The organism is Bacillus sp. AMCV2 (assembly GCF_056033925.1).
Genome location: NZ_JBVYIB010000002.1, coordinates 1,025,205 through 1,050,840, shown reverse-complemented (window position 1 = coordinate 1,050,840; position 25,636 = coordinate 1,025,205). Strand labels below are relative to the sequence as shown.

The 25,636-nt window shown below is 44.4% G+C and carries 28 protein-coding genes and 1 pseudogene; 17 read left to right on the top strand and 12 right to left on the bottom strand.

What is annotated here, in order from left to right; genetic code table 11:
- Window positions 1–122: 122 nt before the first annotated feature.
- The 6 genes from spaC (at window position 123) to AC0OMA_RS05510 (ending at window position 4,235) form a co-directional block, all read left to right on the top strand.
- Entirely contained in the window at window positions 123–1,214 is a 1,092-nt protein-coding gene (gene spaC / locus AC0OMA_RS05535) for a spore coat associated protein SpaC (RefSeq protein WP_003233283.1), read from the top strand.
- Window positions 1,204–2,565 carry a spore coat associated protein YheD gene (gene yheD / locus AC0OMA_RS05530; protein WP_015383228.1) on the top strand — a complete coding sequence of 454 codons (1,362 nt, stop codon included), beginning with the start codon at window positions 1,204–1,206 and terminating at the stop codon, window positions 2,563–2,565. Before spaC ends, yheD begins: the two co-directional genes overlap by 11 nt.
- 149 nt (window positions 2,566–2,714) lie before the next feature.
- Complete coding sequence (locus AC0OMA_RS05525; RefSeq protein WP_010886462.1) at window positions 2,715–2,933, top strand: YheE family protein; 219 nt, start codon at window positions 2,715–2,717, stop codon at window positions 2,931–2,933.
- Window positions 2,934–3,143: 210 nt separating this feature from the next.
- On the top strand, window positions 3,144–3,347 hold the full coding sequence (sspB, locus tag AC0OMA_RS05520; protein ID WP_003233287.1) for a beta type acid-soluble spore protein SspB: 204 nt from the start codon (window positions 3,144–3,146) through the stop codon (window positions 3,345–3,347).
- 103 nt (window positions 3,348–3,450) lie between these two features.
- Window positions 3,451–3,576, top strand: a complete 126-nt coding sequence (locus tag AC0OMA_RS05515; RefSeq protein WP_003245136.1) for a hypothetical protein — start codon at window positions 3,451–3,453, stop codon at window positions 3,574–3,576.
- Window positions 3,577–3,614: 38 nt separating this feature from the next.
- Window positions 3,615–4,235, top strand: coding sequence for an SDR family oxidoreductase (locus tag AC0OMA_RS05510; RefSeq protein WP_015383226.1), 621 nt, complete (start codon window positions 3,615–3,617; stop codon window positions 4,233–4,235).
- A 49-nt stretch (window positions 4,236–4,284) separates the two neighbouring features.
- Here AC0OMA_RS05510 and bmrD read toward each other — a convergent pair whose 3' ends face one another.
- The 3 genes and pseudogenes from bmrD to AC0OMA_RS05495 all read right to left on the bottom strand — a co-directional run.
- Complete coding sequence (gene bmrD, locus AC0OMA_RS05505; RefSeq protein ID WP_015383225.1) at window positions 4,285–6,306, bottom strand: multidrug resistance ABC transporter ATP-binding protein/permease BmrD; 2,022 nt, start codon at window positions 6,304–6,306, stop codon at window positions 4,285–4,287.
- Window positions 6,303–8,060, bottom strand: a complete 1,758-nt coding sequence (gene bmrC, locus AC0OMA_RS05500) for a multidrug ABC transporter ATP-binding protein BmrC (protein WP_100506244.1) — start codon at window positions 8,058–8,060, stop codon at window positions 6,303–6,305. Before bmrC ends, bmrD begins: the two co-directional genes overlap by 4 nt.
- A gap of 122 nt (window positions 8,061–8,182) precedes the next feature.
- Window positions 8,183–8,341, bottom strand: a pseudogene (locus tag AC0OMA_RS05495) (hypothetical protein); the annotation flags it as partial.
- Between the two features lie 163 nt (window positions 8,342–8,504).
- Between AC0OMA_RS05495 and AC0OMA_RS05490 the strand changes: the two are divergent.
- Window positions 8,505–9,005 carry a universal stress protein gene (locus tag AC0OMA_RS05490; RefSeq protein WP_015383222.1) on the top strand — a complete coding sequence of 167 codons (501 nt, stop codon included), beginning with the start codon at window positions 8,505–8,507 and terminating at the stop codon, window positions 9,003–9,005.
- Between the two features lie 126 nt (window positions 9,006–9,131).
- Window positions 9,132–10,493 (top strand): Na+/H+ antiporter NhaC, encoded by a 1,362-nt coding sequence (gene nhaC / locus AC0OMA_RS05485; RefSeq protein WP_181218696.1) that lies wholly within the window; start codon window positions 9,132–9,134, stop codon window positions 10,491–10,493.
- 42 nt (window positions 10,494–10,535) lie between these two features.
- Here nhaC and dat read toward each other — a convergent pair whose 3' ends face one another.
- Entirely contained in the window at window positions 10,536–11,384 is an 849-nt protein-coding gene (gene dat / locus AC0OMA_RS05480; protein WP_015483020.1) for a D-amino-acid transaminase, read from the bottom strand.
- A 284-nt stretch (window positions 11,385–11,668) separates the two neighbouring features.
- On the opposite strand from dat, the gene AC0OMA_RS05475 reads away from it, so the two are divergent.
- A complete protein-coding gene (locus AC0OMA_RS05475; protein ID WP_181218694.1) occupies window positions 11,669–12,517 on the top strand; it encodes a polysaccharide deacetylase family protein in 849 nt (282 codons plus the stop codon).
- A 23-nt stretch (window positions 12,518–12,540) separates the two neighbouring features.
- Here the strand turns inward: AC0OMA_RS05475 and srtN are convergent, their stop codons facing one another.
- The 3 genes from srtN to AC0OMA_RS05460 form a co-directional block, all read right to left on the bottom strand.
- Window positions 12,541–13,284 (bottom strand): sirtuin NAD-dependent deacetylase, encoded by a 744-nt coding sequence (gene srtN, locus AC0OMA_RS05470; RefSeq protein ID WP_015383219.1) that lies wholly within the window; start codon window positions 13,282–13,284, stop codon window positions 12,541–12,543.
- A gap of 69 nt (window positions 13,285–13,353) precedes the next feature.
- Window positions 13,354–14,469 (bottom strand): small-conductance mechanosensitive channel protein MscY, encoded by a 1,116-nt coding sequence (mscY, locus tag AC0OMA_RS05465; protein ID WP_015383218.1) that lies wholly within the window; start codon window positions 14,467–14,469, stop codon window positions 13,354–13,356.
- A gap of 148 nt (window positions 14,470–14,617) precedes the next feature.
- Window positions 14,618–14,725, bottom strand: coding sequence for a YhdX family protein (locus AC0OMA_RS05460; RefSeq protein ID WP_009966908.1), 108 nt, complete (start codon window positions 14,723–14,725; stop codon window positions 14,618–14,620).
- A 233-nt stretch (window positions 14,726–14,958) separates the two neighbouring features.
- Here AC0OMA_RS05460 and AC0OMA_RS05455 point away from each other — a divergent pair, with 233 nt between their 5' ends.
- Genes AC0OMA_RS05455 through crcB form a run of 3 tightly spaced genes read left to right on the top strand, consistent with a single transcriptional unit; the run spans window position 14,959 to window position 16,425 of the window.
- Window positions 14,959–15,690, top strand: coding sequence for a glycerophosphodiester phosphodiesterase (locus AC0OMA_RS05455; protein ID WP_015383217.1), 732 nt, complete (start codon window positions 14,959–14,961; stop codon window positions 15,688–15,690).
- A complete protein-coding gene (locus tag AC0OMA_RS05450) occupies window positions 15,677–16,072 on the top strand; it encodes a fluoride efflux transporter FluC (RefSeq protein WP_181218692.1) in 396 nt (131 codons plus the stop codon). The genes AC0OMA_RS05455 and AC0OMA_RS05450 overlap by 14 nt, the downstream gene beginning before the upstream one ends.
- On the top strand, window positions 16,069–16,425 hold the full coding sequence (gene crcB / locus AC0OMA_RS05445; RefSeq protein WP_003233320.1) for a fluoride efflux transporter CrcB: 357 nt from the start codon (window positions 16,069–16,071) through the stop codon (window positions 16,423–16,425). The genes AC0OMA_RS05450 and crcB overlap by 4 nt, the downstream gene beginning before the upstream one ends.
- 13 nt (window positions 16,426–16,438) lie before the next feature.
- Here crcB and AC0OMA_RS05440 read toward each other — a convergent pair whose 3' ends face one another.
- Together AC0OMA_RS05440 and AC0OMA_RS05435 are read right to left on the bottom strand one after the other, a co-directional pair.
- Window positions 16,439–17,824, bottom strand: coding sequence for a hemolysin family protein (locus AC0OMA_RS05440; RefSeq protein WP_181218690.1), 1,386 nt, complete (start codon window positions 17,822–17,824; stop codon window positions 16,439–16,441).
- A 326-nt stretch (window positions 17,825–18,150) separates the two neighbouring features.
- Window positions 18,151–19,332: a pyridoxal phosphate-dependent aminotransferase gene (locus AC0OMA_RS05435; RefSeq protein ID WP_181218688.1), complete on the bottom strand. Its 1,182-nt coding sequence runs from the start codon at window positions 19,330–19,332 to the stop codon at window positions 18,151–18,153.
- Between the two features lie 156 nt (window positions 19,333–19,488).
- On the opposite strand from AC0OMA_RS05435, the gene cueR reads away from it, so the two are divergent.
- Window positions 19,489–19,920, top strand: coding sequence for a Cu(I)-responsive transcriptional regulator (cueR, locus tag AC0OMA_RS05430; protein WP_010886460.1), 432 nt, complete (start codon window positions 19,489–19,491; stop codon window positions 19,918–19,920).
- 60 nt (window positions 19,921–19,980) lie between these two features.
- Window positions 19,981–21,315 (top strand): hemolysin family protein, encoded by a 1,335-nt coding sequence (locus tag AC0OMA_RS05425; RefSeq protein WP_009966903.1) that lies wholly within the window; start codon window positions 19,981–19,983, stop codon window positions 21,313–21,315.
- Window positions 21,316–21,383: 68 nt separating this feature from the next.
- Here the strand turns inward: AC0OMA_RS05425 and AC0OMA_RS05420 are convergent, their stop codons facing one another.
- Together AC0OMA_RS05420 and akrN are read right to left on the bottom strand one after the other, a co-directional pair.
- Window positions 21,384–21,983, bottom strand: coding sequence for a 1-acylglycerol-3-phosphate O-acyltransferase (locus tag AC0OMA_RS05420; protein ID WP_003233335.1), 600 nt, complete (start codon window positions 21,981–21,983; stop codon window positions 21,384–21,386).
- Between the two features lie 133 nt (window positions 21,984–22,116).
- Window positions 22,117–23,112, bottom strand: a complete 996-nt coding sequence (gene akrN, locus AC0OMA_RS05415; protein ID WP_181218686.1) for an aldo/keto reductase AkrN — start codon at window positions 23,110–23,112, stop codon at window positions 22,117–22,119.
- A gap of 196 nt (window positions 23,113–23,308) precedes the next feature.
- On the opposite strand from akrN, the gene sigM reads away from it, so the two are divergent.
- From sigM to AC0OMA_RS05400, 3 genes are read left to right on the top strand one after another with little or no spacing between them, the layout of a single operon-like run.
- Window positions 23,309–23,800 (top strand): RNA polymerase sigma factor SigM, encoded by a 492-nt coding sequence (gene sigM, locus AC0OMA_RS05410; protein WP_003224177.1) that lies wholly within the window; start codon window positions 23,309–23,311, stop codon window positions 23,798–23,800.
- A complete protein-coding gene (locus AC0OMA_RS05405; RefSeq protein WP_010886459.1) occupies window positions 23,790–24,866 on the top strand; it encodes an anti-sigma factor in 1,077 nt (358 codons plus the stop codon). Before sigM ends, AC0OMA_RS05405 begins: the two co-directional genes overlap by 11 nt.
- The gene (locus AC0OMA_RS05400) at window positions 24,854–25,144 is read left to right on the top strand and encodes an anti-sigma-M factor (protein WP_003233341.1); all 291 of its coding nucleotides are present in this window, start codon (window positions 24,854–24,856) and stop codon (window positions 25,142–25,144) included. Before AC0OMA_RS05405 ends, AC0OMA_RS05400 begins: the two co-directional genes overlap by 13 nt.
- Window positions 25,145–25,176: 32 nt before the next feature.
- Here the strand turns inward: AC0OMA_RS05400 and AC0OMA_RS05395 are convergent, their stop codons facing one another.
- Window positions 25,177–25,605: a GNAT family N-acetyltransferase gene (locus AC0OMA_RS05395; protein ID WP_015483014.1), complete on the bottom strand. Its 429-nt coding sequence runs from the start codon at window positions 25,603–25,605 to the stop codon at window positions 25,177–25,179.
- Window positions 25,606–25,636 lie beyond the last annotated feature (31 nt).

The following is a 25,636-nucleotide window of genomic DNA, read 5'->3' as shown; positions in this document are numbered from 1 at the left end:
GGCAAGGTGGAGAATCGTATTCTGTAAAGTAGAATACCGTCAGCTGCGTTCGTCTTACATGTATTTAGTGTAAAGCTGCGGACACCCGCCGACAGCTTTTGAATAAAAGGGGGAGTCTCACCATGATAACACTCGGTTTTATGTCCTTATCCCGCCAGCATGAAGCGGATTATTCCGCAGAACTGGCCAAAAGAGCACCCGAATTCGGCATACGTTTCATCCGGTTTACACCATTTGATATTTCACCTGACACTTTGCGTGTCAAAGCATCGGTCTATCATTCGGCCAGCAGCACATGGAACGAAACTGAAATGGCGATTCCAGATTATATTTATGATCGCTGTTTTTACGGCAAGGATTCACATTCCCAAAAAGCAAAACCAATCGTTGAGTGGCTCAAAAAATATCCGAAAACGGAATTTATCGGGCGGGGTCTTCCCGATAAGTGGACCGTCCTTCACGATTTGCAGCAGCACTCTGTAATCAATCCCTATATTCCCGAAACGATAAAGGTGAACCGCTACGAACAAATTCACTCCTTTTTATCCAAAGAAAAAGCCTGCATCCTTAAACCGGCATTCGGCGCGGGAGGCAGAGGCGTGATTCTTTTGAAGCTGGGCAAGAAAAACATCACTGCTACTTATCACATCGGAAAGGATAAGCAGACAAAAACGTTTTCCAACCAGACTTCTTTTAAAACATGGTGCAAAAAAGTGCTTCAGCATCAATATTTGCTTCAGCCTTACTTAAACATTCAAGATAAGGAACAATACCCTTGTGATATTCGTCTGTTTATGGAAAAAAACGAAGCAGGTGAATGGAATACAGTCGGAAAGGCAGTAAGACGCGGATACAAACACGGGCTGCTGGCCAATTTGTCAGGCGGATCTGATGCGCTGACATTTGACTCCTGGTTTGAAGATATACCGAAAAAACAGCAAGTGGTTTTACTAGATGATGTGTTTTCAATTACCCAATCGGTTCCGTATTATCTTGACGAGCGCTACGGGCCGTTGTTTGAACTCGGTCTTGATATATGTCTTGCAAAGGACGGGAGAATTTGGATTTTAGATATCAATTCCAAACCGGGCAGGAAGTCAATCCTGCGTGTCTCTCCCGAGCAAAAAGAACAGCTGTACACTTGTCCCCTAAAGCGCTGCCAATATCTGTTTTCTGAGCAAAGCCAGAAAGGAGTTCTTCCGCGTGAATCCTAAACGGTTTTTGATCGGCATAGACAAAACCAGTGAAAACACCCTGTTTCTGCCCTCTTCGCTGAAGCAAGACGGACTTTTGCATGCCGCATTCGGAACGAAGGTTGTCAGATGCCACGTTGCTTACAGACGGCATCTGGAACAAACCGTGCTTCTCTCTGAAAATCTGTTTCATGAGCTTTTGCTTCCCCACCGAAGCAGGGCTGATATACTGATTCATGATCATACAGTGCATATCGGGCCGTTAGTCGGCATCTTTACGGCAGGGTTTACTGTATCTCTTGAACGTCCATTTAAGGATCGTTCCCTCTTTTTTTCTAAGCTTGTCACGTTACACGAGCAAGCCGGAGGCTACTGCTTCGTTTTTGGCGCGCACCAAATCAATTGGGAGGAAGGCACGATTGAAGGCCTCCTTTACAGGGAAAACGGCTGGGAGAAAAAAATCGTTCCATTGCCGAACGTCGTTTATGATCGTTTGCCGAACCGAAAAATTGAAGATTCACTTCTCTTGCAACATACAAAAAAGAGGCTGATCGATGAATATCAGATCCCATGGTTTAATAAAACGTTTTTCAATAAATGGAACGTTCATCAATTGCTCGAAAAAGATCCGAGAACGGCACCCTTTTTGCCTAGATCCGAGCTGACACCATCTGTGGAGCTGATAGATGAGCTCTGTGGCGCATACAAAAAAGTCTATATCAAACCGGCAAATGGAGCACTCGGCACCGGCATTTATCAGCTGACAAGAACAGATGGCGGCCTGACGGTAAAGCATACGAATGACGCCAAAACATTTACTTCGATTGATTATTCCGATGCCGCCTCATTCCTTGCAGAATTTCAAAAACAGCACAACCCGTCCGACTTTCTCATTCAGCAAGGTGTTGATCTCATCGAATTTCAAGGCAAACCAGCGGATTTCCGTGTCCATACCAATAAAAACAGAAAAGGAAAATGGACAGTGACAGCAATTGCCGTAAAAATTTCCGGAAAGAACAGCATTACAACACATCTTTCTAACGGCGGCACTGTAAAGACACTTGCGGAAGTATACGATGATCCCGCTGAAAGAGTTGAGGTCATTAAAAAGCTTTCTGCAGCGGCACTGACGGCAAGCCATGTCCTTCATGATCATATCGAGGGGTTTATCGGGGAGATCGGTTTCGATTTTGGCATTGATCAGAACGGTAAAGTATGGATGTTTGAAGCGAATTCGCGCCCGGGCCGAAGCATTTTTTCTCATCCAAATTTGCATCATGTTGATTCTCTTACAAAACGAAGAAGCTTTGAATACGCGTCCTATTTATCTGAGAAGGCAATCACATCTCCTGAAGCATTGTGGCCTTCGTAACCTGTCCGCTTTTTTAATAAAGCGGGCTTATCTTTATCCAAGGCTGGGACAAACTGCATATTAAGGCCTCTTCAATGATGTTCTGGAACAATGATACAATGAACATAAGCCGTTTATATTCAGGTCAATTGATACCAAATGTAAGGAGCGTGGCCGTTATGATTTCTCATTTCAGCTGGAAACCGTTGTTCCCAAAAGAAAAGCTGCCCGGTTGGAAAATATCATTTTATTATAAAGGGACCCATTATGAAGGCATCTATCATAAGAGCGGTGAGATTGAATGGGGAGACTTGTTTCCCGCCCGCGCTGACGAGCCTGCTCTTACAAACGAGATACATGAACTGATGCTTTTTCATATTTATGACTAGCTTAGCCTAAACGGCTAAGCTTTTTTTGCTTTCTCAAGATTTACCACACAATTCTCCGCATGAGTTTCCGGCCATTTTAACATAATACGTAGTAACAAGCCGGCAAAGCATTGGGTTACGCCGAGGCGGCAGTGACACCCGATAAGGGTTCACAGATCTGGTGCAACTCCAGTTAACCCAACCATACTAAATAAAAAGGAGATTTTACACATGGCTAACCAAAACTCTTCAAATGACTTACTAGTTCCTGGCGCAGCTCAGGCTATCGATCAAATGAAACTTGAAATCGCTTCTGAATTCGGCGTTAACCTTGGAGCGGACACTACTTCTCGCGCTAACGGTTCTGTCGGAGGAGAAATCACAAAACGTTTAGTATCTTTCGCTCAGCAGCAAATGGGCGGCAGAGTTCAATAACAATTCAATATATGGCTATAGAGGGCGCGGTTTCCGCGCTCTCTTTTTTTGTCACCCTTTTTTCCTGCTCCACATATCCTAGAAAAAAAGGGAGGAAATCGGGGTGTCATTCATCACCATTGTGAATTGGGAGCTGGTTCAGTTCGTAAGTGTATCCATGATTCATGAATATGTTTCCCATCGTTCTGTTTATTTGTACAGGTATTCTTTCCCGCGCTGTTCAAACTGAGAACATCCTTTTATAATGAAAGGCGAGGAGGTTTTTTGATGAAAATCGCTTTATTAGGAGCCAGCGGCCGCGTCGGACAGGCCTTTTTAACACAAGCTGCAGCAGATGAAAGATTTGATATTTTCGCTCTGATCAGATCTCAACATGCTGATCTTCCCCTTTCAAAAGACAGAACCGTCACGGGAAACGCCCGCCGCTTAGAAGATGTGAAAAAAATAATGGAGAATGCTGAAATCGTGATCAGCTGTCTAGGCACAGATGGTGATGATACCTTGTCAACTGCTATGGCACACATTCTCTCCGCTATGGAGGAACAGCATATCAAACGGCTTATTACGATCGGCACCGCAGGGATCCTAGATTCCCGATATGAACCGGGAAAATACCGGTTTGAAACAAATGAATCGAAACGAAAGCAGACCCGCGCAGCCAAGGAGCATACAAAAGTATACGAAATGCTTAAAGAATCATCATTAGACTGGACAATCATCTGCCCCACTTACCTCCCGGACGGAACAGCAACCGGCGTATATCGTACGGAGCGTAACGTTTTGCCTGAGGGCGGCACAAGCATTTCGGTCGGCGATACTGCGGACTTTTTATATCGTGAGCTCGTTACAGGTAAGTATGTCGGATACCGTGTCGGACTGGCTTATTGACTACATAAACCAAAAACCCAAAACACGATTGTTTTGGGTTTTTTGAGCGTTATGCAATGGAATGTTTCTGTCCCTTTTGCAGTTCATACATTTGATAATATTGGCCTTCTAATGCCATCAGTTCCTCGTGGTTCCCTCTCTCAACAATTTCTCCTTTATCAAGAACCAAAATCTGATCAGCATTTCTGATTGTTGAAAGCCGGTGAGCGATGACGAAGGTGGTGCGTCCTTGTTTGACGACATCAAGCGCCTTCTGGATTACGGCCTCTGTCTCTGTATCAATATGCGCTGTAGCTTCATCTAAAATCAAGATCGCGGGATCAAACGCCAAAGCTCTAGCGAAAGAAATTAACTGCCGCTCTCCCGAGGATAGCGTGCTGCCTTTTTCAATCACGGGCTCATTAATGCCCTTCGGAAGCTTCTTTAGAAGAGGCTCAGCACCGACTTGCCGCAGTGCATTTTTTATTTCTTCTTCAGTCATTCTTTCGTCATCCAGCCTTACATTAGATCCGATTGTACCCGAGAATAAGTACGGGTCCTGAAGCACAATGCCCATATGGGATCTGAGTTCCTGTCTTGACATGTTGTAAATGCTTCTCCCATCAATCAGAATATCCCCTTTTTGCGCATCATAAAAACGAAACAGAAGATTCAAAATCGAGCTTTTTCCTGATCCGGTATGGCCGACGAGCGCTACGGTTTCGCCTTTTTGCGCAGTAAAGGAAATATGCTTTAATACCTCCTCACCTTCTTGATACGCAAATGACACATCACGAAATTCAACCCGCCCCAGCGCACGCTCCTTCGCCGGTTCACCCGCTTCTTCCGTTTTCTTTTCTTCAAGCAGTTCAAAAACACGCCCGGCGGAGACCCTTGCAAGCTCCAGCTTTGAAAACTGATTGACGATGCCTGTGATCGGCTGAAATAACCGGTTCAAATAATCGACAAACGCGTACAGCACACCGATAGAAACAATCCCGGCCGCATTCAGGCTCGCACCGCCAAAATGCCAGATCAGACAGACGAACGCAAGATTGCGGATGACATTGACCAGATTATGGGACATTAAGGAGTTTAAATTCAGCATCCTGTTTTGGAAATAAAAATGTGATTCATTTAATTCCTCAAATTCTCTCATTGTTTCCTTTTGATGGCGGAAAGCCTGAATAATGGTCATGCCTTGAATTGACTCATTCATTTTTGCGTTAATGTCACTGTTGATCGAGCGGATTTTTTGGTTGTAATATGACGCATATCTCCGGTATATGACCGACCACAGCCAGATAATCGGCACAATTGCCAGACATACAAACGCAAGCTTCACATCAAGCAGAAACAAAGCCGTGAATATCCCGAACATATAGATTCCGCTTGTCACAAATGTTGAAAGCACTGTGACATATAAATCCCTGATAGCCTCCGTATCATTGGTAATCCGCGCAACGACTTTTCCGGCCGGAAGGTTGTCAAAATAGCGAATCGGCATTTTCTGTATGTGCGAAAACACGTCCTGCCTCATCTTTTGAATAATCCGATTGGCACTCATCTGCAGCAGATAATGCTGTCCGTATTGAAAGAATACCGAAAACACAAGCAAGCCCCCATACAGGCAGATCAGTAACACCATTCCCTTTATTTCCGGCTGATAGAACTGGAAAAGTTCCTGCTTAGTCAGCTTTTCGGCAGCATATGCCCGGCTCTTGTCTCCGTTTGTGATCGTCAGTTTCCCGTCAGAAACCGTTCTATGCCCGTCGAAGCTGACAGCCTGATCAACAAAATAGAACGCCATTCCCACTTGATAAATATGCGCTTCTTTTGCTTTTGAAACAGGCTCCTGCAAGCGGTCCTCTCTGACATATGAGACGCCGTGAAACTGAACGGCATTTTTATCTTTTTCCGCAGCTTCATACCATGTTTTCTCAATGCCGAGGATATGGTCGTCTATCATTTTTTTGCCAATAAAGGGCCCAGTCAGTTCTGCACCGACGGCAACAGCTAGCAAAAGGACGGCTGTGATCAGCAATTTTCGATAAAGAAGTGCGTATCTCCATAACGTTTTTCCTATTTTCATGCCCCTGCTCCCCCTTCTTCCGCAGTGAACAGCTGCTGTCTTTCATATTGTTCCCGGTACCACCCATTATTGGCCAACAGTTCTTGATGCGTGCCTCTCTCAGCAATGACGCCGCCGTCCATCACAAGGATCAGGTCGGCGTGCTCTACCGCGGATAATCGGTGCGTCAAAATCATTGTCGTTTTTCCTTTGCGGTTTTCTCTGATGTTCTTGATAATTGCAGCCTCTGTTTTGGCATCTACAGCGGAAAGCGAATCATCCAGGATCAAGATTTCCGGATTTGCCATGAGTGCTCTCGCAATCGAAATTCTTTGTTTCTGCCCGCCTGACAGTGCTACGCCTTTTTCACCGACCATTGTCTCCAGACCGGACGGAAGCATGTGCAAATCTTTTTCAAAATGTGCTTCGGCAATGGCTTGCTGAACCTCTTTATCACTTGCATCCTGTTTTCCGTATAAAATATTTTCTTTTACAGTCCGTGAAAACAGTAAATGATCCTGAGGCACATATCCGATCCACCCGCGGAGCCGGTCAAGAGGGATTTGCTGAATCGGTACGCCTGAAAATGTAATGCTCCCTTCACCTGGAGGATACTGGCGCAAAAGCTGCTTAATAATTGTCGTTTTTCCGCTCCCGGTTTTACCTGCAATCCCGACAGTCTGCCCTTTTCGCACCGTAAATGAAATATCCTGAAGATTGTCACTTGTTGAGCTTGGATATGTAAAGCTGACATGACTGAAAACGATATCTCCAGGCTCTTTAAGATCAGCGGGCTGTTTTGGATCTGTCACATCCGTTTCATAAGAAAGAGTTTCATTTACCCGGTCTAATGACGCATTGCCGCGCTGCATCACGTTAATGAGTTCACCGATTGCAAACATCGGCCAAATCATCATGCCTAGATAAACGTTAAAGGACACTAACTCTCCAAGCGTCAGCTCGTTCCGGAATACAAGAAACGCTCCGTAGCCGAGCCCAATCAGATAGCTTGCGCCGACAAGCAGTTTCACCGTCGGCTCAAACAGGGAATCAATAAAAGCCACTTTCATATTTTTCTGATAAACATCAGCGGTCATTTCATTAAACCGGCGAACATCGTTTGTTTCCTGAACATACGCGCGAATCACCCGCACGCCTGAAACAGATTCCAGCACTCTGTCATTCAGCGCCCCGAACGCGTTTTGGGCCTCAGTAAACCGCTCATGAATTTTACTTCCATATAGACTGATTGCAATCGCCATGACTGGAAGCGGGATAATGGCGGCAAAGGTCAGCTTCCAGCTGATCAAAAACCCCATCGTCAAAAAGATCGTCATCATAAACATCGTAGAATCGACTAACGTCAAGATGCCAAACCCTGTCGTTAAACTGACGGCCTGAAGATCATTTGTCCCTCGTGCCATTAAATCGCCTGTCCGGTTTTTTTCATAAAACGGCGGCGACATAGTCAGCAAATGCCCCATCAGCTTCGTACGAAGAATTTTCTCCATCAGATTCGCTCCGCCAAACAGCTGATGCATCCAAAAATAAGACATGATATACACGGCCGCCGTCAGCACAAAAAAGATACCGATATAAAACAGCAGCCCTTCCGCAGTAAACGCCCCTGCTTTCATATCATCTATGGCGTTCCCCAAGAGCTTAGGCGGAAACATTTCAATGACATTGACTGCTAATAAAAGGACAATCGCAATCGTATAGCGCAGCCAGTACGCCTTAAAAAACCAGCCAAGCTTTTTCAAAACTGAAAACATCTATCCCCATCTCCTCATCAGCCGCCTTCTATTTTTTCCTTGCAGCTTTTTTCATCCAATTTGGCACGAACAGCCCTCGCCTCTGTATTTGTCTTCACATCCCATACACCTGTCTTTCCATAGATTTTGTATATAAAAAAGGCATGAAGCGTCAGCTCCATGCCTTTTTTAACCGATATGTTACGCACAGCGCTTTTCAGCGCGCGGTCCGACCTAAAAAACCGTTCACGAAAACAGAACAAAAGGTTTGCCGCGCCAATATGAAACTGTTTGATAAACATGCAAATTCCTTGGCATAGCAAACCCTCCTTCCATTCTGATTTCATCTTTTTATCATCATATAAACAAAACCTTTTATTGTCAATCATTACTTGAATAGGAAAAGGTTAATTGTGCTCAAATTCGGGTAGTAGTGTTGTAAGACGCTTTGAAAGGGTGAGAAGGATGTTCCATGCTGACCGTATCATTGTTGCGTTTGACGGAAGTGAAAATAGTAAGAAAGCGCTTCAGACAGCCATTGATCTTGCTAAAACCGTAAATGCCACTATTACCGTCGCCCATTCACATGATATGAAAGACAATCAGACCGTCATCGACCCGCCCAGACCCGCAGCTGAGGCAAGCTATATCAGCGGAGGCGTGACAAGTGTTCCTGATCCACTGATATCGGATGTAACATCACCTGAGCCAATGATCTATGAAGACCGTACGGAAGAAGTCATCGCCGAAGCCAGAATGATGCTGAATGAACAGCAGGCAGATGGAGATATCGATATATTAGAAGGCGATCCGGCTGAATCAATTATCGAGCATGCAAACCGCATTTCTGCCGATATGATCGTAACCGGAAGCAGAGACCAAAACAGGCTGAAAAAGCTAATATTCGGAAGTGTAAGTGAAAAGCTTTCAGCAAAATCGGATATACCCGTCCTGATTGTAAAGTGAGCACGCCCTGTGCTCACTTCTTTTATATTCATAATTGTGAAAAAACATAGATTTTCGTTTTTTTCTGTTATAATGCTTTCGTGCCCAAAAGCACAAAAGCATTAAAGATAAATATGGGGTGTTATTTTGGATTCTCAAAAAAAGCTGACGTTTCCGTTAGCCGTCGGTTTATTTATATTCATGTTATGCATTATTATTTCTTGCTTATTCTTGCTTCATGTAGAACCTCATATCCCGCTGTTTTTAAGTGTTGTCATGCTTTCAGCAGCAGCTTTATGGTTTGGATTTTCCTGGAAGAGTATTGAAAAAGGGATTGTAGACGGGATCAAAAACGGCGTACAGCCGATTATTGTTCTAGCGCTGATCGGCATCTTAATCGGCGCCTGGATGTACAGCGGCGCAATACCGACTGTGACAGTTTATGCCCTAGCCTTTATTGAACCAAGCCACCTTCTGTTGACTGCTTTGTTTTCATGTATGATCATCAGCACACTTGTTGGCTCAAGCCTGACAACTGTAAGCACAATCGGAGTAGCGCTGATTGGCGTGGCGAGCGCGGCTGGCGTTCCGCTTGAATGGACAGCAGGCGCAGTCATATGCGGCGCTTGTTTTGGGGATAAAATGTCGCCGATGTCGGACACAACCAACTTTGCAGCCGGGATAGGCGAAATACCGATCTTTGAACACATTCGCCATATGATGGGCACAACCATTCCAGCTTTGCTCATCACTGTCGTTCTGTTTTACTTTCTCGGTTCATCAGTGTCAGCGGACGCTGCTTCAACCGATAATATTCAGCAGGTCATAACCGGAATAAAAGATGCTGCAAACGTGACACCGTGGGCCCTTCTTTCTCCGCTCTTAGTCGTTTTGCTGGCAATTAAACGGGTATCAGTAATCCCCGTTCTGACTGCCGGAATTATTTCCTCGGGAATTTTGACTGCTATTTTTGTACCCGACAGCAGCCTGCAGGCGTTTATGACAGCTTTGCAAAATGGCACAACTTTCGAAACTGACAATGAGGCAGCCGCTAAAATTATCAACAGAGGCGGACTGCAATCCATGATGGGCTCTGTCTCTCTCATTATGATTGCATTTGCACTTGGCGGATTGATGGAGAAAATCGGATTGATTTCTGCACTATTGGAAGGCGTCATGAAAGGCATCCGCTCAAAAGGCCGTCTTGTTGCAGCAACTGTCTGCTCAAGCATCGGCGTCAACTTGGCAACCGGCGAACAGTATTTATCGATATTAATACCGGGACAATCATTTAAATCCTTATATGACAAACAAAACATCCAGCGAAAATTTCTGACAAGGTCATTAGAGGACGGCGGAACATTAATTAACCCATTGATTCCTTGGGGCGTCAGCGGCGCATTTATGGCGAGCGCACTTGGTGTTCCAGTCATAGACTACATCCCGTTTACGTTCTTCCTCTATATATCGCCGATGATCTCCATTTTGATTGGATTTGTTAAAAAATAAAAAGAGCCCCGCTGTATAAAGCGGGCTCTTTTCTTCGTTCATTTATGAAATGCTAGCAGCCTGTTGAATGCTTTCTTGAAAAGCAGCCTGAAGCTGTTTGGTCACCGGTCCGGGTTTCCCGCTTCCGACCGATTGTCCATCGAGCGTCACGACCGGAATAATTTCTGCCGTCGTTGACGAAATAAAGATCTCTTCCGCCTGTTTCAACTCTTCTTCACTGACAGGAGTCTCATCCAGTTTGATCCCATTCTTTTCAATCAGTCCCAAAATATTCATCCGTGTAATTCCATTGAGAATGAGCCGGTTAGCTGGATGTGTTCGCACCGTGCCGTTGATAACGGCATAAACGTTAGAGGATGTACCCTCCGTAACAACGCCGTCCCTAAGTAAAATGGCTTCAAATGCTCCCGCTTCATAGGCCTTTTGCTTTGTCATGACATTATACAGTAAATTCAGACTTTTGATATCACATCTTAGCCAGCGAAGATCCTCATCTGTAATGGCCGCCACTCCGTATGCCTGCTCTTGCTCCGGTTTTTTCACCGTAAACGTATAAGCAGTAGTCTGCGGCTCGAGGCCGGCTTCATACTGGTGTTTTCGCGGGGCCACACCTCTTGTTGTCTGAATGTATACCGCTCCCTCACTGACCGCATTTTCCTGTACAAGTTTTTGCAGGTCCCACTCGAGATCTTCTATACTGAATGGCAGTGAAATTCCGATTTCAGCAGCACTTCTGAAAAAACGCTCAGCATGCTCACGTAAGCCGAACAATACTCCTTTGTACACCCTGATCACTTCATAGATGCCGTCACCAAACTGATAACCGCGATCTTCCAAATCGATTGATGCTTCACTGCGCCCAATCAGCCGACCATTGACTAAAACCTTCATAAAAGCCCTCCCTTTTCGAGATGTCCCTGATGTAATTCAAGCTGTCATTGTCACTAATTCTACCATATTGGACAAGCTGAAAAACAGAAAGATCAAGAGATCTATAGCGGAAAGGAGTTTATTTTTTCCTTAAAATCTGACATTTCGACAAATTTTCTATGTGCTTTCCAGTTTTATTCCTGTATACTTGACTGGTAATACATAGGTTGTAAACATAAGGCATCTTCATAAGCTGCCTGCTGTACAGCATTATGTAGAGATTTTATGCCAATGGAGAGATTGTTATGCGACAAACGAGAGGAGAGGCTTCTCCTTCTGCAGTTTCGCTTGCTTTTAAATTTGCAAGTTTAGCAGTTTTATGTGTGCTGCTTTTGCTTATGGTGATTTTGGGTTATTCCAACAGTTCAACGAAAGCAAAGGAAGTCACTGTCACAACTAACGGACAGCTTCGAGATGAGAAGGAAAGCCTTAAGCTGAAAAACGACTCCCCCGATCTGCTGATAAAACATCTGCAGACAAAGCAGGACATGGGAGATAAAACGGTTTACTTAACCTTCGATGACGGCCCGTCAGCCTTTACAAACCGCTTGCTCGATGTACTGAAAAGCGCTGATGTAAAAGCGACGTTTTTTATGCTGTCACCGCGGATGAACGAATTCAAACAAGCTGTGAAAAGAGCAGAAAAGGAAGGCCACGCACTCGGTTTACATGGCGTTACCCACAATAACAGATTGTTCTATCAAACACCGACATCTCCGCTAAAAGAAATGCAGGAGGCGCGTGACACGCTGCAGGACATTACAGGTTATAAAACCGCTCTTGTCAGAACGCCCTACGGAAGCAAGCCGTCACTAACCCCCTCACAAATCCGCAATCTTGAGAAAGACGGTTTTGTGTACTGGGATTGGACGATTGACAGCATGGACTGGAAATACCGAAATTCAAAGTATGTGTCGGCCGTGTTAGAGCAGCTTGAAAATATGGAACACAGCTCTTCAGGCCGCCCGAATGTGATTCTCATGCATGATCTTCCCGCTACCGTAAACGCGCTGCCGGTACTAATCAATAAATTAAAAGAAAAAGGCTATTCCTTCGGAGTGTTAGAGGACACAATGGTTCCTGTTCATGAATAAAAAAGTGAGGCGCATAAGGCGGCTCACTTTTTTATGCCCAAACTTCGGGCAAACTCGCCGATTTTTTGATGGATGACCATGTCAAACAAGCTGTCGCAATACGTTGGTTCAAGGTTTATGATGACTTTCTTCATGCCGGGAATCAGACTTGCATCCTCAGGCACAAATCTAGCCGGAGCCACTTCGAGAGACGTGCCGATAACCAATAAAAGATCTGCTTGATCCAGCTTTTCATAAAGGGTGTCAAAGTGCATGACGGCGTCGCCAAAGAGAACAACATCGGTTTTTAATACCGTTCCGCAAATGTCCCCATTGTTTCCGGGCGCCGTGCACTCCGGCACCTCCCGCTCCAGCAAATGGGGAAGATCATATCGGGCGCCGCATGCCGGACAAGCTGCTGTCTGGATAGAACCATGCAGTTCGTACACATGCCTGCTCCCCGCTTTTTTATGAAGACCGTCAATGTTTTGTGTGAAAATATCGATCTGCTTCCCTTGCTTCTCCAGCTCAGCTAAAAGCAAATGGCCTTCATTCGGTTCAAAGCTGCCGCTCATTTTCATCTGGAACAATTCTTTGAATTTGGGCCAAAACAGACGCGGATGACTTAAAAAATAATCAAGGCTCATCGCTTCCATTCTTGAGGCATCTTCCGTCCAAATGCCACCTGCTGAACGAAAGTCGGGAATCCCTGATTCTGTGCTCATTCCCGCTCCGGTCAGCACAACAATTCTCTGTGCTTCATGTAGAATACTTTTGAATGCTTCCAACTCAACACCGCCTTTTTCTCTTATTTTACCATGAAAAAGACTCCGCCTCTGTCAGACGAAGTCTCTCTTTTAAGCCCGTTCCTTTTCCTCTTTATTTAGATTCACCTGGAATGGGTCGCTTTCGTGCTTTTGCTTGACAACAACCATTTGGCCGGGATATGCAAACTGGACACCTTCCGCACCTAAAATCTCAATAATTTTATAGTTGATATCCTCTCTAATATTAAGGTTTTCAGCCCAAACTGTCGTTTTTGTATAGAAGTTAAAAAATAAATTGTAGTAGCTGTCGGCAAACGTATCGAAGTTGACCATGATTGTTTCATTATCAACGCCCTCATGCTCTAAGAGCATTGTTCTGAGAGAATGAATGGAGCGTTCAAGGTTCTCAATCGGCGTAGCGTAGGACACATGGATGGAAAACGTAATCTGGCGTTTGGTCATTCTTGTCCAGTTCGTGATCGCTTCCATCGACAGCGTAGAGTTCGGCACCGTTACAAGCGCCCCCTGTGCTGTTCTGAATCTCGTGCTCCTAAAGGTAATATCCTCGACTGATCCTGTTACTGTCGACGTCTCCACCCAGTCACCAATTGTAAACGGCTTTTCAGTAATAATAATAATACCGCCGAAGAAGTTGCTGATGGTATCCTTCGCGGCAAGCGCAAAAGCCAGCCCGCCAAGACCTAGGCCCGCTACAAATCCGTTGACATCATAATTGAATTCCTGAGCGATCACACTGACACTGAGCGCAATGATCACAAAACGAAGCAATTTGGATAAAAACGGAGCCAGAATGTCATCCATGTCAAGCTCGAAGCGCTGATTCACCTTATGGAAGATAAACGACGATGTTGCGGTCAAGTTACAAAGACCCCAGCACAAGAGCGCCACAATCAGTGAGCGGTATATTTTGCTGATGACCGGCATTTGCTCATCTAAAAACGGTGAATACCGGATCGCTAAAAACAGCCCAAGGGCAACAAAAAACCATCTGGCCGGCTTATCAAACGCCAGAACCACCTGTTTAAAAATTTCTGTTTTCGGCCGGTTTGTCAAATTAAAAAGCAGGTTAAAGAAATATCTTGTGAATAATTTTCTAAGTATAAGAAACACCAGCAAAATCGCCAAGCTGATGCCGATTTGAATGATGATATCAAGCGTAAAATACTGCTGCAGATAATCCGGCATGACTGTCTCCCCTCTATCCCAATCAATTGTTTATTATACTAAAATATTCGTAAGGATGTTCATTTAAATGTCTTTTGCAGCACAAAACCCCGGCGAAACGCCGGGGTCATTTCTCAATTCATCTATCAGCCAGATTCAATAGGGACAGTCACTTACCTTTTTTCGTTTGTGTCTGATCAAGGAGAGTTGCTTTTTGCATTTCAGCATCCGTTTCGGCTTTAATTCTTTCCTCCACTCTGATTCTCCCTTTTCCCATGATCTCGCCTCCTTTTTTGCTATTATAAAGGATCATATTTTGTTGTGAACATGTCGAAAGACCTAATTTTCTGACGAAATGTGTTCTGATACGCTGAGTGTCTTTTTTTAGTTATACGCATTCCTCAGCCCGGACCATTCCGATATGGCAGAAAAAATTCACCAGTTTGTATCGCGGTGCATATATGGATTTGATACAATAACAGAAATGCCCATACGAGGAGCTGACTTAGCTTGTACATCATTGCCCATCGCGGAGCATCCGGCTACGCTCCGGAAAATACGATTGCCGCATTTGACCTTGCGGTGAAAATGAATGCAGATATGATCGAACTGGATGTCCAGCTTACAAAAGACAGGCAGATTGTTGTGATACACGATGACAGGGTTGACCGAACAACAAACGGATCGGGCTTTGTTAAGGATTTTACCTTGGAGGAATTGCAAAAACTCGATGCAGGAAGCTGGTACGGCCCCGCTTTTCAAGGAGAGCGTATTCCGACCCTGGAAGCGGTGCTCAAGCGCTACCACAAAAAAATCGGCCTTTTAATTGAACTAAAAGGCCATCCGTCTCAAGTCGGAATTGAAGAAGAGGTGGGGCAGCTATTAGGGCAATTTTCTTTTTCTATCAATAATATTGTTCAATCCTTTCAGTTCCGCTCCGTCCAAAGATTCCGCGAGCTTTATCCATCGATTCCGACAGCCATCATTACAAGGCCCAACTTTGGCATGCTGTCCAGAAATCAGATGAAGGCCTTCCGCTCTTTTGCAAACTATGTCAATATAAAATACACACGGCTCAACCGTCTGATGATCGGCTCCGTCCATAAAAATGGCTTAACCATATTTGCATGGACTGTCAACAATCAAAAGACAGCGGCAAAATTACAAGCCATGGGCGTGGACGGCATCGTTACAGATTACCCGGATTTCATCATAAAGGATGGCAAACATGAAAATATATAGCGCGGTTTTTATCGGAGGCGCGCTTGGCGCCTGCCTCCGATACGGATTAAACTTATGGATACACACCGGTCAGTTCCCGGCGGCAACCTGGCTGGAAAATGCGGCAGGCAGCCTCCTATTAGGCATTTTGACCGGATTTTTTATGATCGGGGCAAAACGGCCTCTGCTGTCGGCTTTTTTAGGCACCGGCTTTTGCGGAGGCTTCACAACAATGTCCACGTTTTCTAAGGAAACAGTGATGATTTTGCAAGGACAACCCTCATTGGCTCTTTTATATGTGGCAGCCTCATTGATATCAGGGATCATATTTGCACTGATTGGTGTTTTTGCGGGACGGCGCATAGCAGGCATTCAGCAAAGAAAGGGGCTGCAGGAAAGATGACACTAGCGGGTATTTTCATAGGGGGCGGACTTGGCGCAATGCTTCGCTTCTGGCTTGGCAATGTCATAACCGCCAAAACCAAAGGTCTCAGCCTGCCCATTGGCATACTGACAGTCAATATTCTCGGAGCTCTCGGGCTCGGAATATTTACAGGACTTCACGTTGCAAATGCTTCGGTCTCGCTTATCATCGGCACGGGGTTTTTTGGCGCCTTTACGACCTTTTCCACCTTCAGCGTTGAAAGTATTCAACTCCTTATGGCCAAACGTGTAATAGAAAGCATCTTGTACATCGCCCTGACACTTTGCGGGTCGCTTTTGGCATTTTGGTGCGGCTGGACAATCACAATATAAAAAAACCTTGAGCTTATTTCTCGCTCAAGGTTGCACTGTTCAGCATCACAGGCTCAGGCAGCGGCAGCTTGTGGTGCGCCATAATCCCGGTTGTGTTGCCGGCTTCTTCTTTTATATCGATTTGCTTGATTAATCGGCCGTCCATCTTCAGCACCTTGATCGTATATGAACCGATGCGAATGGATTCACCAGCCTCAATATCGATGTTTTCTTTTAATATCAGCCCGCCGATCGTATCGACGTCTTCTTGAATCGATGCGCCAAGAAGGCTGTTCACCTGATCGATCCGAACCTTTCCATCCATCACATAATGGCCGTCGCCAAGCTTTTGGATCAGCGGCTGTTCATCTTCATCAAATTCATCTCTGATCTCTCCGACAATTTCCTCAAGAATATCCTCTGTCGTCACAAGTCCCGAGGTTCCTCCGTATTCATCCGACAATATAGCCATATGAATGCGCTCGCGCTGCATTTTAATCAGCAAGTCATGAACCGGGATCGTTTCAATCACTTCGATGACCGGCCTCACATACGGATGGATCGTCATCTTCATTCGTTCTTCTTCTGTCATAAACAGCAAATCAGAAAACAAATGCTTCGTATTGACCAAACCGATCACACTGTCTTTGTCTCCATCTGTGACTGGCCAGCGCGTGTATTTTTCCTTCAGCATGACTTCAAGCATCTCGGCCATTGTCATCTCAGTTGACACAGCAGCCATTTCCTTCCGCGGTATCATAATTTCTTTGGCGATCCGATTATCAAATTCAAAAATCTTATTCACATATTTATATTCAGACGGATTAATCTCTCCGTTTTTTAAACTCTCAGATAACAGCATCCTGAGTTCTTCCTCAGAATGGGAACCATCATGTTCTGACGCAGGCTTCAAACCGAACATCCCGCATAAAAGCCGCGCCGATCCATTGAGGATCCAAATAAACGGAAACAGGAACAAATAGAATAAACGCAAAGGGCCCGCTATCAATAAAGTCAGCTGTTCTGCCTTTTGAATCGCGACCGTTTTCGGGGCCAGTTCACCTACAACAACGTGCAGGAACGTGATCAAGCCGTACGCGACTGCAAAAGAGACTGCATGTGAAACCGATTCCGGCAAGCCGAGCGGTTCAAACAGTGGATGCAGCAGCCGTTCAAAGGCCGGCTCACCCAGTACGCCAAGCCCGATTGATGTCAATGTAATGCCTAGCTGGGATGCGGATAAATATTCATCCAAATCTGTAATGACACGCCTTGCGAGTATCGCCCGTTTGTTTCCTTCTGTGATAAGCTGATCTATTCTGGATCTCCTTACTCTAACAATCGCAAACTCGCTTGCAACGAAAAACGCGGTTAAAGCAATGAGCACGCCAATTAAAATCAGACTGTCAATATCGTCCATTTAACCCTATCCTCTCAACAAAGGATAAGGAGTCACCTCCTGATATAATCATTTTTCCTTAACATTGAGGTACGCGGTGTATTGTTGCCTAAGCAGAGGGCCCCATCATACCACCTCCAAAAGTCAAAGTTTGATTATAAATTGTATATTTTATTGTAACACAACTCATTCCAAAAATGATTTTTAATTTTTAGACTTTTATCATGAAGAAAGCCTTAACTGCATGCCTGCTTGTCAATTCTGCGCCTGTCTGGATTGGAAGAGGAAGGATTTTGCGGATATAAAAAGAAAACAGCCTTGAAAACTGTTTTCTTTTCTTTGCCTTCTTAAGCAAAATCTTTATATAAAGAAATGAAAATGTCCCGTGAGTTTTTAATCTGCTCGATCGGCACACTGAAGGATAATCGGAAATGCCCGCTCATTCCAAAACCGCTGCTCGGCACAATTAATAATTTGTATTTTTGGGCGGCATGCACGCAAAATGCAACTTCATCTTCAATCGGCGATTTTGGAAAAACAAAGAAACCTCCCTTTGGCATTTCAAATTCAAAACCGGCTTCTTTTAAAATGTCTACCATTAAATCCCGGCGCTCTTTATAAGCGCTCGCGTCTACCATTAAATCATCCATTCGTGACACAGCCCGCTGCATCATGACAGGGGCATTCACAAATCCAAGCGTTCGATTACAATACACAAAAGCGTTGATCAAAAGGTCCGCATCCGGCATTCGGCTGTCCAATCCGATATACCCGAGCCGCTCCCCGGCTATGCCGAGATCTTTACTGAATGAGCTAGCCAATATCACACGATGGTACGATTGAAACGGATTTGCCAGCTCTTCATCATAGATTAATTGACTGTACGGTTCATCAAACAGCACATAAATCGTCTGGCCGCTCTTCTCTTCTATTTCTTTTAATAAAGCGCCTAAATCGTCTATATTTTTCTGGCTGAGAACCGTGCCTGTGGGGTTATGCGGTGTATTGAGGATCAGCCCTTTCGTCTGTGGAGTGATCGATTGCCTTACCGCTTCAATGTCGATCTCAAACCGGCCTGTCAACGGGCAGCTGACGGGCTTTCCCCCGTAGTTCTCAATATACAACTTATATTCGGCAAAATAAGGTGCGAGAATAATGACCTCTTCCCCAGGGTTTACGATGCTTTTTAACGCAACATTCAAAGCGCCTCCCGCGCCCACCGTCATGACGATACGCTCCGCTGAGAAATCAGCTTCAAAACGCGCCCCCAGAAATTGCGCGACTTTTTCTCTGGCTGCAGGAAGCCCTTGGTTTTGTATGTATCCGTGGCTGCCTTTTTCAGCTTCCTCTATTAACGCTCTCTTAAAAGCTTCAGGCGGTTCAACAATCGGGTTGCCGAGTGAAAAATCAAATACCTGGTCTTCCCCGAACTCCTTCTTCAGCCTTGCACCTTCATCAAACAGCTTGCGAATCCATGATCCTTTATTTAAATTTTCTTCAACTTCCCGGGATAACCCAGCCAATTTCATCTGTCCCTTCCGCATATAAAAATTTGAAAATTCTATCTTCCTATGTTACTTCAATCAGATGATGAATTCCACAACTTCCAATTCCGGTCCGAAAAAAACAATAAACTTGTGCAAGACACCGTTCATATATTAAACTATTCTCATAACTATAACGTGATGGTTGGGAGGGATATAGATGGGGCTGAGACTTATCGCATCAGTGAACTAGCGGCACTCGCCGGAGTAACGAAACGGACAGTTGATTATTATACGAATCTCGGTCTGCTTACGCCGGCCAGATCCTGTTCAAATTACCGTTACTACGACGAAAATGCACTCAAACGACTTATATTTATTGTAGATTGCAAGAAGCAGCGATTGGCCCTGTCCGATATTAAAGATCGACTGGAGAACCAGTTTCCCTCTTCAGCTAAACTTGATGATGAAATTGGAAATCTGGCATTAGAAATTGATCATATGAATCAAAACATCTCCGGAATCTTGCATCGGTTTGAACGGCTGAAGCCCGAGGATCGTGACAAGCTGAAAAGCAAACTCCCGCCTGAAAAGCTCGCCGTGTTCCAATCATTTATGCTGCTGTTAAGTTAAAACCATTTTATCTAACAGGAGGTGTTACCTTCATTCTCATTGCTAGAGTGAAGGTTCTAATTGGACATAGTGAATTTGATTTTAGTTGCTGTTTTAATCGCCCTGACGGCATTTTTCGTGGCATCTGAGTTTGCCATTATCAGAATCAGAGGCTCACGGATCGATCAGCTGATCGCGGAAGGAAATAAAGCAGCAATAGCCGTAAAAAAAGTGACCACGCATCTTGATGAATATTTATCTGCGTGTCAGCTCGGAATTACATTGACTTCCATCGGATTAGGGGTTTTAGGTGAATCAACGATCGAAAGGCTGCTTCACCCGCTTTTCGTACAAATGAACGTTCCAGGTTCCCTTTCACATGTCATATCGTTTATTTTTGCGTATGCCATTATCACGTTCTTACACGTTGTTGTCGGAGAACTTGCACCTAAGACAGTCGCTATCCAAAAGGCGGAAGCAGTGTCTATGCTGTTTGCGAAACCGCTGATTTGGTTTTACCGCATCGCGTTCCCATTCATTTGGCTTTTGAACAATTCCGCACGGTTATTAACCAAAGCATTTGGCCTGGAGACCGTTTCAGAAAACGAACTGGCTCACTCAGAAGAAGAGCTGCGAATCATTTTGTCTGAAAGCTATAAAAGCGGTGAAATCAACCAATCAGAGTTTAAATATGTGAATAAAATCTTTGAATTTGACGACAGGCTCGCGAAAGAAATTATGATTCCGCGGACCGAAATTGTCAGCCTTCCGCATGATATCAAGATTTCTGAAATGATGGACATCATTCAGATTGAAAAATATACCCGCTACCCTGTGGAAGAGGGCGATAAAGATAATATTATCGGGGTTATTAACATTAAAGAAGTGCTGACCGCCTGCATCAGCGGTGAGGTATCTGTTGATTCCACCATTTCTCAATTCGTCAACCCGATCATTCATGTCATTGAATCTGCGCCGATCCAAGACCTGCTTGTCAAAATGCAAAAAGAGAGGGTCCACATGGCCATATTGTCTGATGAATACGGCGGTACTGCCGGGCTTGTGACGGTTGAGGACATCATTGAGGAAATTGTCGGTGAAATCCGCGACGAATTTGATATTGATGAAATTAGCGAAATCCGCAAAATCGGCGAAGGCCATTATATTCTTGACGGAAAAGTGTTAATTGACCAAGTAAACGACCTGCTAGGCATTCATTTAGAGAACGAAGAAGTCGATACAATCGGCGGCTGGTTCCTTACTCAAAAATACGATGTTGAAAAAGATGATTCCATCATCGAAGAGGGCTGCGAGTTCATCATTAATGAAATTGACGGCCACCACGTCGCATATATTGAAGTGAAAAAGCTTCAAGAAGAAGAACTTCTGGAGACAGCTAACCAGCAGGAAGCATAATAAGAAAAGCACCTTGTATAAGGTGCTTTTCTTATTTTCACAGTTTCAGGGCAATCTCTCATAACGCCTTATAGCTGATCAAGTTTATTCTCTAGTTCTTTAATCCGCTGATTCAAAGCCTCTGTCATTGCTGCAAGTCTTTCCTTTGAAGGCAGGTGGGCAAAATCAGCCTGGTGAAGAGGCTCACCGATAATCAGCTTCATTTTTCCTTTTTTGAATAATTCTTTTCCGCTTGAAGGGCCCTGATATGCAGCGGGGACAAGCGGCGCTTTCCCCATTTGCGCAATCGTCACCGCACCTCTTTTCAAAGGCACATCCTCAGAGGTTCTTGTTCCGCTTGGGAAGATACCGACGATCTCTCCTTCTTTCAGCAGCTTAATCGGCGTTTTAATACTGCTTGGCCCGGGATTTTCCCGATCTACCGGAAAGGCATGAATTTTCTTCAGAAACGAACCGATCCATTTATTTTGAAAAAGCTCTTTTTTCGCCATATAGTGTATTTGATAAGGAAGAATCCCGACTCCGAGTGTAATCACATCAACCCAGCCGGAATGTGTACACGCGATGACAAAACCTGAATCGGCCGGAAGGTTTTCTTTGTTATACACCTTCACCCCTCCGCGAAGAGAAAGAATAACTTTTAAAGCATTTGCACAAAACTTATACATATCGCACTTCCTTTGTCGTAATCAATGATTCTTTCTGTCATCTATTATAACAACATTTTTTATTACCTGGTACTAATTTTTAAGATTTCTCCCGTTAAACGCCAAAAAACTGAGGATTCATCCTCAGCTTTTGTTATATTTCCTCTCTGGTCGGCGGGGCCATAAACTCCGGTCCGACAGGGTCTGATATCGTATTTTCCAATATAGTATTGATATCTTTCTGATCTTCACTGTTCAGCGTCCAGCCTGTAATCTCAGATAGGGCCTCAAGCTGCCCAGGCTTTCTTGCTCCCCAAAGAGCGATATCCGCTCCCGGCTGATCTAAGATCCATCTGACAGCCAAGTGAATCACTGATTTTCCATAACGTGTCTTCGCCAGCTTATCCAATTGATTGACAGCAGAAAGATACTCTTTAAAGCGGGGCTTCTGGAATTTTGGATCGTGATTACGCAGATCATCGCCCAAAAATGTATACTCTTCGGTCATTTTTCCTGTTAACAGCCCTCTGCATAAACTGCCGTATAATAATGTTGTTATCTTGTTATCTTTCGCATAAGGAAGAACACTCTCTTCCATCTCTCTTTCAAACAGATTATATGGAGGCTGAATCGTATGGAGAGGTGCGACGGCGCGAAATGTATCCATTTGCTCAATTGAAAAATTGCTGACGCCAATCGCCCGGATTTTTCCCGCATCATATAATTCCTTCATGACTTCAGCCGTTTCTTCAATTGGCACAAGCGGATCGGGCCAATGCACCTGATAAAGATCAATATAGTCTGTTTGAAGCCGCTTCAAAGAATTCTCAACTTCCTCTACAATTCTCGCTCTGTTCGCATGGCGGAACAGCTGGTTGTTCTTCCAGTCCAGAGCCGTTTTCGTTGCGAGAATCACCTGGTCTCTTTTGCCGTACTCTTTGATTGCCTTTCCGACGATTTCCTCGGACTGCCCGAAGCCGTAAGCCGGCGCGGTGTCAATCAGTGTAATCCCCTGATCAAGAGCGGCGCGGATTGTTTCAATCGATGTTTTTTCGTCAGTGCCTCCCCACATCGTTCCGCCAATGGCCCATGTGCCGAGGCCGATTCTGGAGGCTTCTATTCCTGTATCTGCTATACTGGTATATTCCATTTTGCCACTCCTTCACTTTTTCACTATTTTTTCCCCTCTGGAAAAAATGTTAAACATTTCTCCGCACTATCTTTTGGGGCCATTTTTGGGTACTATATAGTAATGGTGTTTGATTAGGTATAAAAAAGCCGTTTGCATGTAATGTGCAACTTTAAACCTTTCTTATGCGTGTATAACATAGAGGGGAGAAAAGGCAGTGACGATCGATGAAATTTACCAAATGTACATGAATGATGTTTACAGGTTCCTGCTCTCCATGACAAAAGACAAGCATCTTGCTGAAGACTTGCTGCAGGAAACCTTTATGCGGGCATACATACACATTCACTCCTATGATCACAGCAAAGTAAAGCCCTGGCTTTTTCAAGTGGCGCGAAACGCCTTCATTGATTACGTCAGAAAGCATAAGAAAGAAGTAACCATTTCTGATGACTTAATCGGAAGCCTCTTTCAAAATGCTGTTCAAAGTCCTGCCCATCAGGTAGAGATAAAGGAAGTGCTGACTGGTTATATGTCCGAGCTCCCCGATAATTATCGGGAGGCCTTAACGCTATATTATTTAAAAGAGTTAAACTACAAAGAAGCATCCCATATTATGAATATTTCAGAGGCGAATTTTAAAAGTGTTTTATTTCGTGCCAGACAGCGGCTGAAAGCACTTTATAATAGAGGTGTTAATGATGAATGAAGAATTTAAAAAGCGTTTTGATCAATATAAAAATGGGGAAATGAGCGACCAGGAAATGACTGCATTTGAGGAAGAACTTGAGAAGCTCGAAGTATATCAGGAACTGATTGACAGCGAACTAGAGGACGATAACGATTGGGATCTCAGCATCAGTCCTGAAAAACAAAAAGCGATTTTAGCCTACGGCAAACGCAAGTCTTATTTGCGAATTTCTGTGCTTGCCGTCATTTCGACATTGATGATTTTGCCGCTTTGTACGCTGGGAAGCTACCTCTATTACGGAATGGGTGGAAAACACAGCACCGGCAATGAGTTTATGGAAACTGCCGCAGTCACTGTAGCCCTGACCATGCCGAATGTTCTTGTTGATACTTCCGGACTGAAAAGCCAAGTGAAACTATTTGGAATGAATACGGAATTCCCGCTGCAAAAGCAGATTGGCACGAAGACGGCTGCCGTAGGGAATGAACGGGTTGAAATGTTTTATAACAAAGTAAAAGCGCCGGCAGTAAACTACTATGACTTAGAAGTGAATAAAACCGGCCATTACTTTACACATCCTTCAAACAAGTCTGAACAAACGACCGCAAAAGCAGAAAAAACGTTAAGCACATTGCCTGAAGGAACGGTATCAGAGGTCTACCTTTCATATGACCGTGCATATCCGACAAAAGACGTGTATAACAAATTCAAAGGCTATGATGTGAGCTTTTTGTGGAACGCAATCGAAACAGAGAAAAACACAAATAAGACAGCTTCCACAGAACCTCTTGGCTATCCTGGGAAGGATTCAAAGTTCTTGGCCGCCCTTAATACAAAAGGCAAGTCGAATGGCGATCAGTTTATCAACGCCCTGAAATTCATGTCCAAACACGAAAAATGGGCTCAGGTCATTTCAAAACGGAAAGACCTGAATGTAGATAACCGATTAGATTATGTAGAGAAAAACGGTGTCAATGTATACGGTTCGGTCGTTACAGGGCCAACCAAGGAAATCCAGCGCATGCTGAAAAATAAATCTGTAAAATCAGCGAATGTCGGCGAGGTGGAATTATGGAACTGGTAAGAATTTTTAAAGAACACAATGTATTCGGCTGGATCTCTGTCGGGACAGCGGTTCTGTCCCTGCTGTTGCTGAATTTGGCCATTATCAGCAACGTCACGTTTTATTCCTATCAAATGCTTCCATTCGCCATGGCTGCCGTTCCGTTCGGCGTTGTTGAACTCTTCATCAAGAGAGGGCGCACAGGCCCCGGCCTGCTCGGCGTCATCCTTAATCTCTTTGTGATTATTTGTGTGTATACCATTGTATCTGTAGATACGAATTTACAGTTTGGCTTTTAAAAAAGACGCCTTTTCAGGCGTCTTTTTTTTCGTTATACCGGTTTTCGGAACAAATAACTTTCTATAGTAAAACCCATCTTATCTGTATAAAATCGATGTGCGTCTTTACGCTGAAGGCCAGATGAAAGACTGACAAAACCAAGTCCGGCTTTTCTCGCCCAGTCTGAGGCATAATCCAAAAGCATTTTGCCGTATCCCTTTGATCGGCAAGGTGCCGTTGTAACAAGATCCGCAATCCACAAGTGCTCTCCTTTATGAATGGAAACCCTCGGCAGAGCCCCGCACAGCGCTCTGATTGCTGTATCCTCATATAAGGCAAACAGCATATACGATTCTTTCTGCACACAGGCTTCAAGCCTTTGTAAATACGTCTCAATATCCAGTTCTGTTCTCAATTCACTCATAATCGGATACGACTCAGCCCATTCTTCTTTCGAGGTTAATTGTTTCATATGGATCATCTTCTCAATCCCCTTTCCTTTCGTTACAATG

Bases quoted from the DNA above. Each gene is read 5' to 3' on its own strand.
- spaC (WP_003233283.1), top strand. From the start codon at position 123: ATGATAACACTCGGTTTTATGTCCTTATCCCGCCAGCATGAAGCGGAT.
- sspB (WP_003233287.1), top strand. From the start codon at position 3,144: ATGGCTAACCAAAACTCTTCAAATGACTTACTAGTTCCTGGCGCAGCT.
- AC0OMA_RS05510 (WP_015383226.1), top strand. From the start codon at position 3,615: ATGAAAATCGCTTTATTAGGAGCCAGCGGCCGCGTCGGACAGGCCTTT.
- bmrD (WP_015383225.1), bottom strand. From the start codon at position 6,306: ATGAAAATAGGAAAAACGTTATGGAGATACGCACTTCTTTATCGAAAA.
- bmrC (WP_100506244.1), bottom strand. From the start codon at position 8,060: ATGTTTTCAGTTTTGAAAAAGCTTGGCTGGTTTTTTAAGGCGTACTGG.
- AC0OMA_RS05490 (WP_015383222.1), top strand. From the start codon at position 8,505: ATGTTCCATGCTGACCGTATCATTGTTGCGTTTGACGGAAGTGAAAAT.
- dat (WP_015483020.1), bottom strand. From the start codon at position 11,384: ATGAAGGTTTTAGTCAATGGTCGGCTGATTGGGCGCAGTGAAGCATCA.
- AC0OMA_RS05475 (WP_181218694.1), top strand. From the start codon at position 11,669: ATGCGACAAACGAGAGGAGAGGCTTCTCCTTCTGCAGTTTCGCTTGCT.
- mscY (WP_015383218.1), bottom strand. From the start codon at position 14,469: ATGCCGGATTATCTGCAGCAGTATTTTACGCTTGATATCATCATTCAA.
- AC0OMA_RS05460 (WP_009966908.1), bottom strand. From the start codon at position 14,725: ATGGGAAAAGGGAGAATCAGAGTGGAGGAAAGAATTAAAGCCGAAACG.
- AC0OMA_RS05450 (WP_181218692.1), top strand. From the start codon at position 15,677: ATGAAAATATATAGCGCGGTTTTTATCGGAGGCGCGCTTGGCGCCTGC.
- crcB (WP_003233320.1), top strand. From the start codon at position 16,069: ATGACACTAGCGGGTATTTTCATAGGGGGCGGACTTGGCGCAATGCTT.
- AC0OMA_RS05440 (WP_181218690.1), bottom strand. From the start codon at position 17,824: ATGGACGATATTGACAGTCTGATTTTAATTGGCGTGCTCATTGCTTTA.
- AC0OMA_RS05435 (WP_181218688.1), bottom strand. From the start codon at position 19,332: ATGAAATTGGCTGGGTTATCCCGGGAAGTTGAAGAAAATTTAAATAAA.
- cueR (WP_010886460.1), top strand. From the start codon at position 19,489: ATGGTTGGGAGGGATATAGATGGGGCTGAGACTTATCGCATCAGTGAA.
- AC0OMA_RS05420 (WP_003233335.1), bottom strand. From the start codon at position 21,983: ATGTATAAGTTTTGTGCAAATGCTTTAAAAGTTATTCTTTCTCTTCGC.
- akrN (WP_181218686.1), bottom strand. From the start codon at position 23,112: ATGGAATATACCAGTATAGCAGATACAGGAATAGAAGCCTCCAGAATC.
- AC0OMA_RS05405 (WP_010886459.1), top strand. From the start codon at position 23,790: ATGATGAATGAAGAATTTAAAAAGCGTTTTGATCAATATAAAAATGGG.
- AC0OMA_RS05400 (WP_003233341.1), top strand. From the start codon at position 24,854: ATGGAACTGGTAAGAATTTTTAAAGAACACAATGTATTCGGCTGGATC.
- AC0OMA_RS05395 (WP_015483014.1), bottom strand. From the start codon at position 25,605: ATGATCCATATGAAACAATTAACCTCGAAAGAAGAATGGGCTGAGTCG.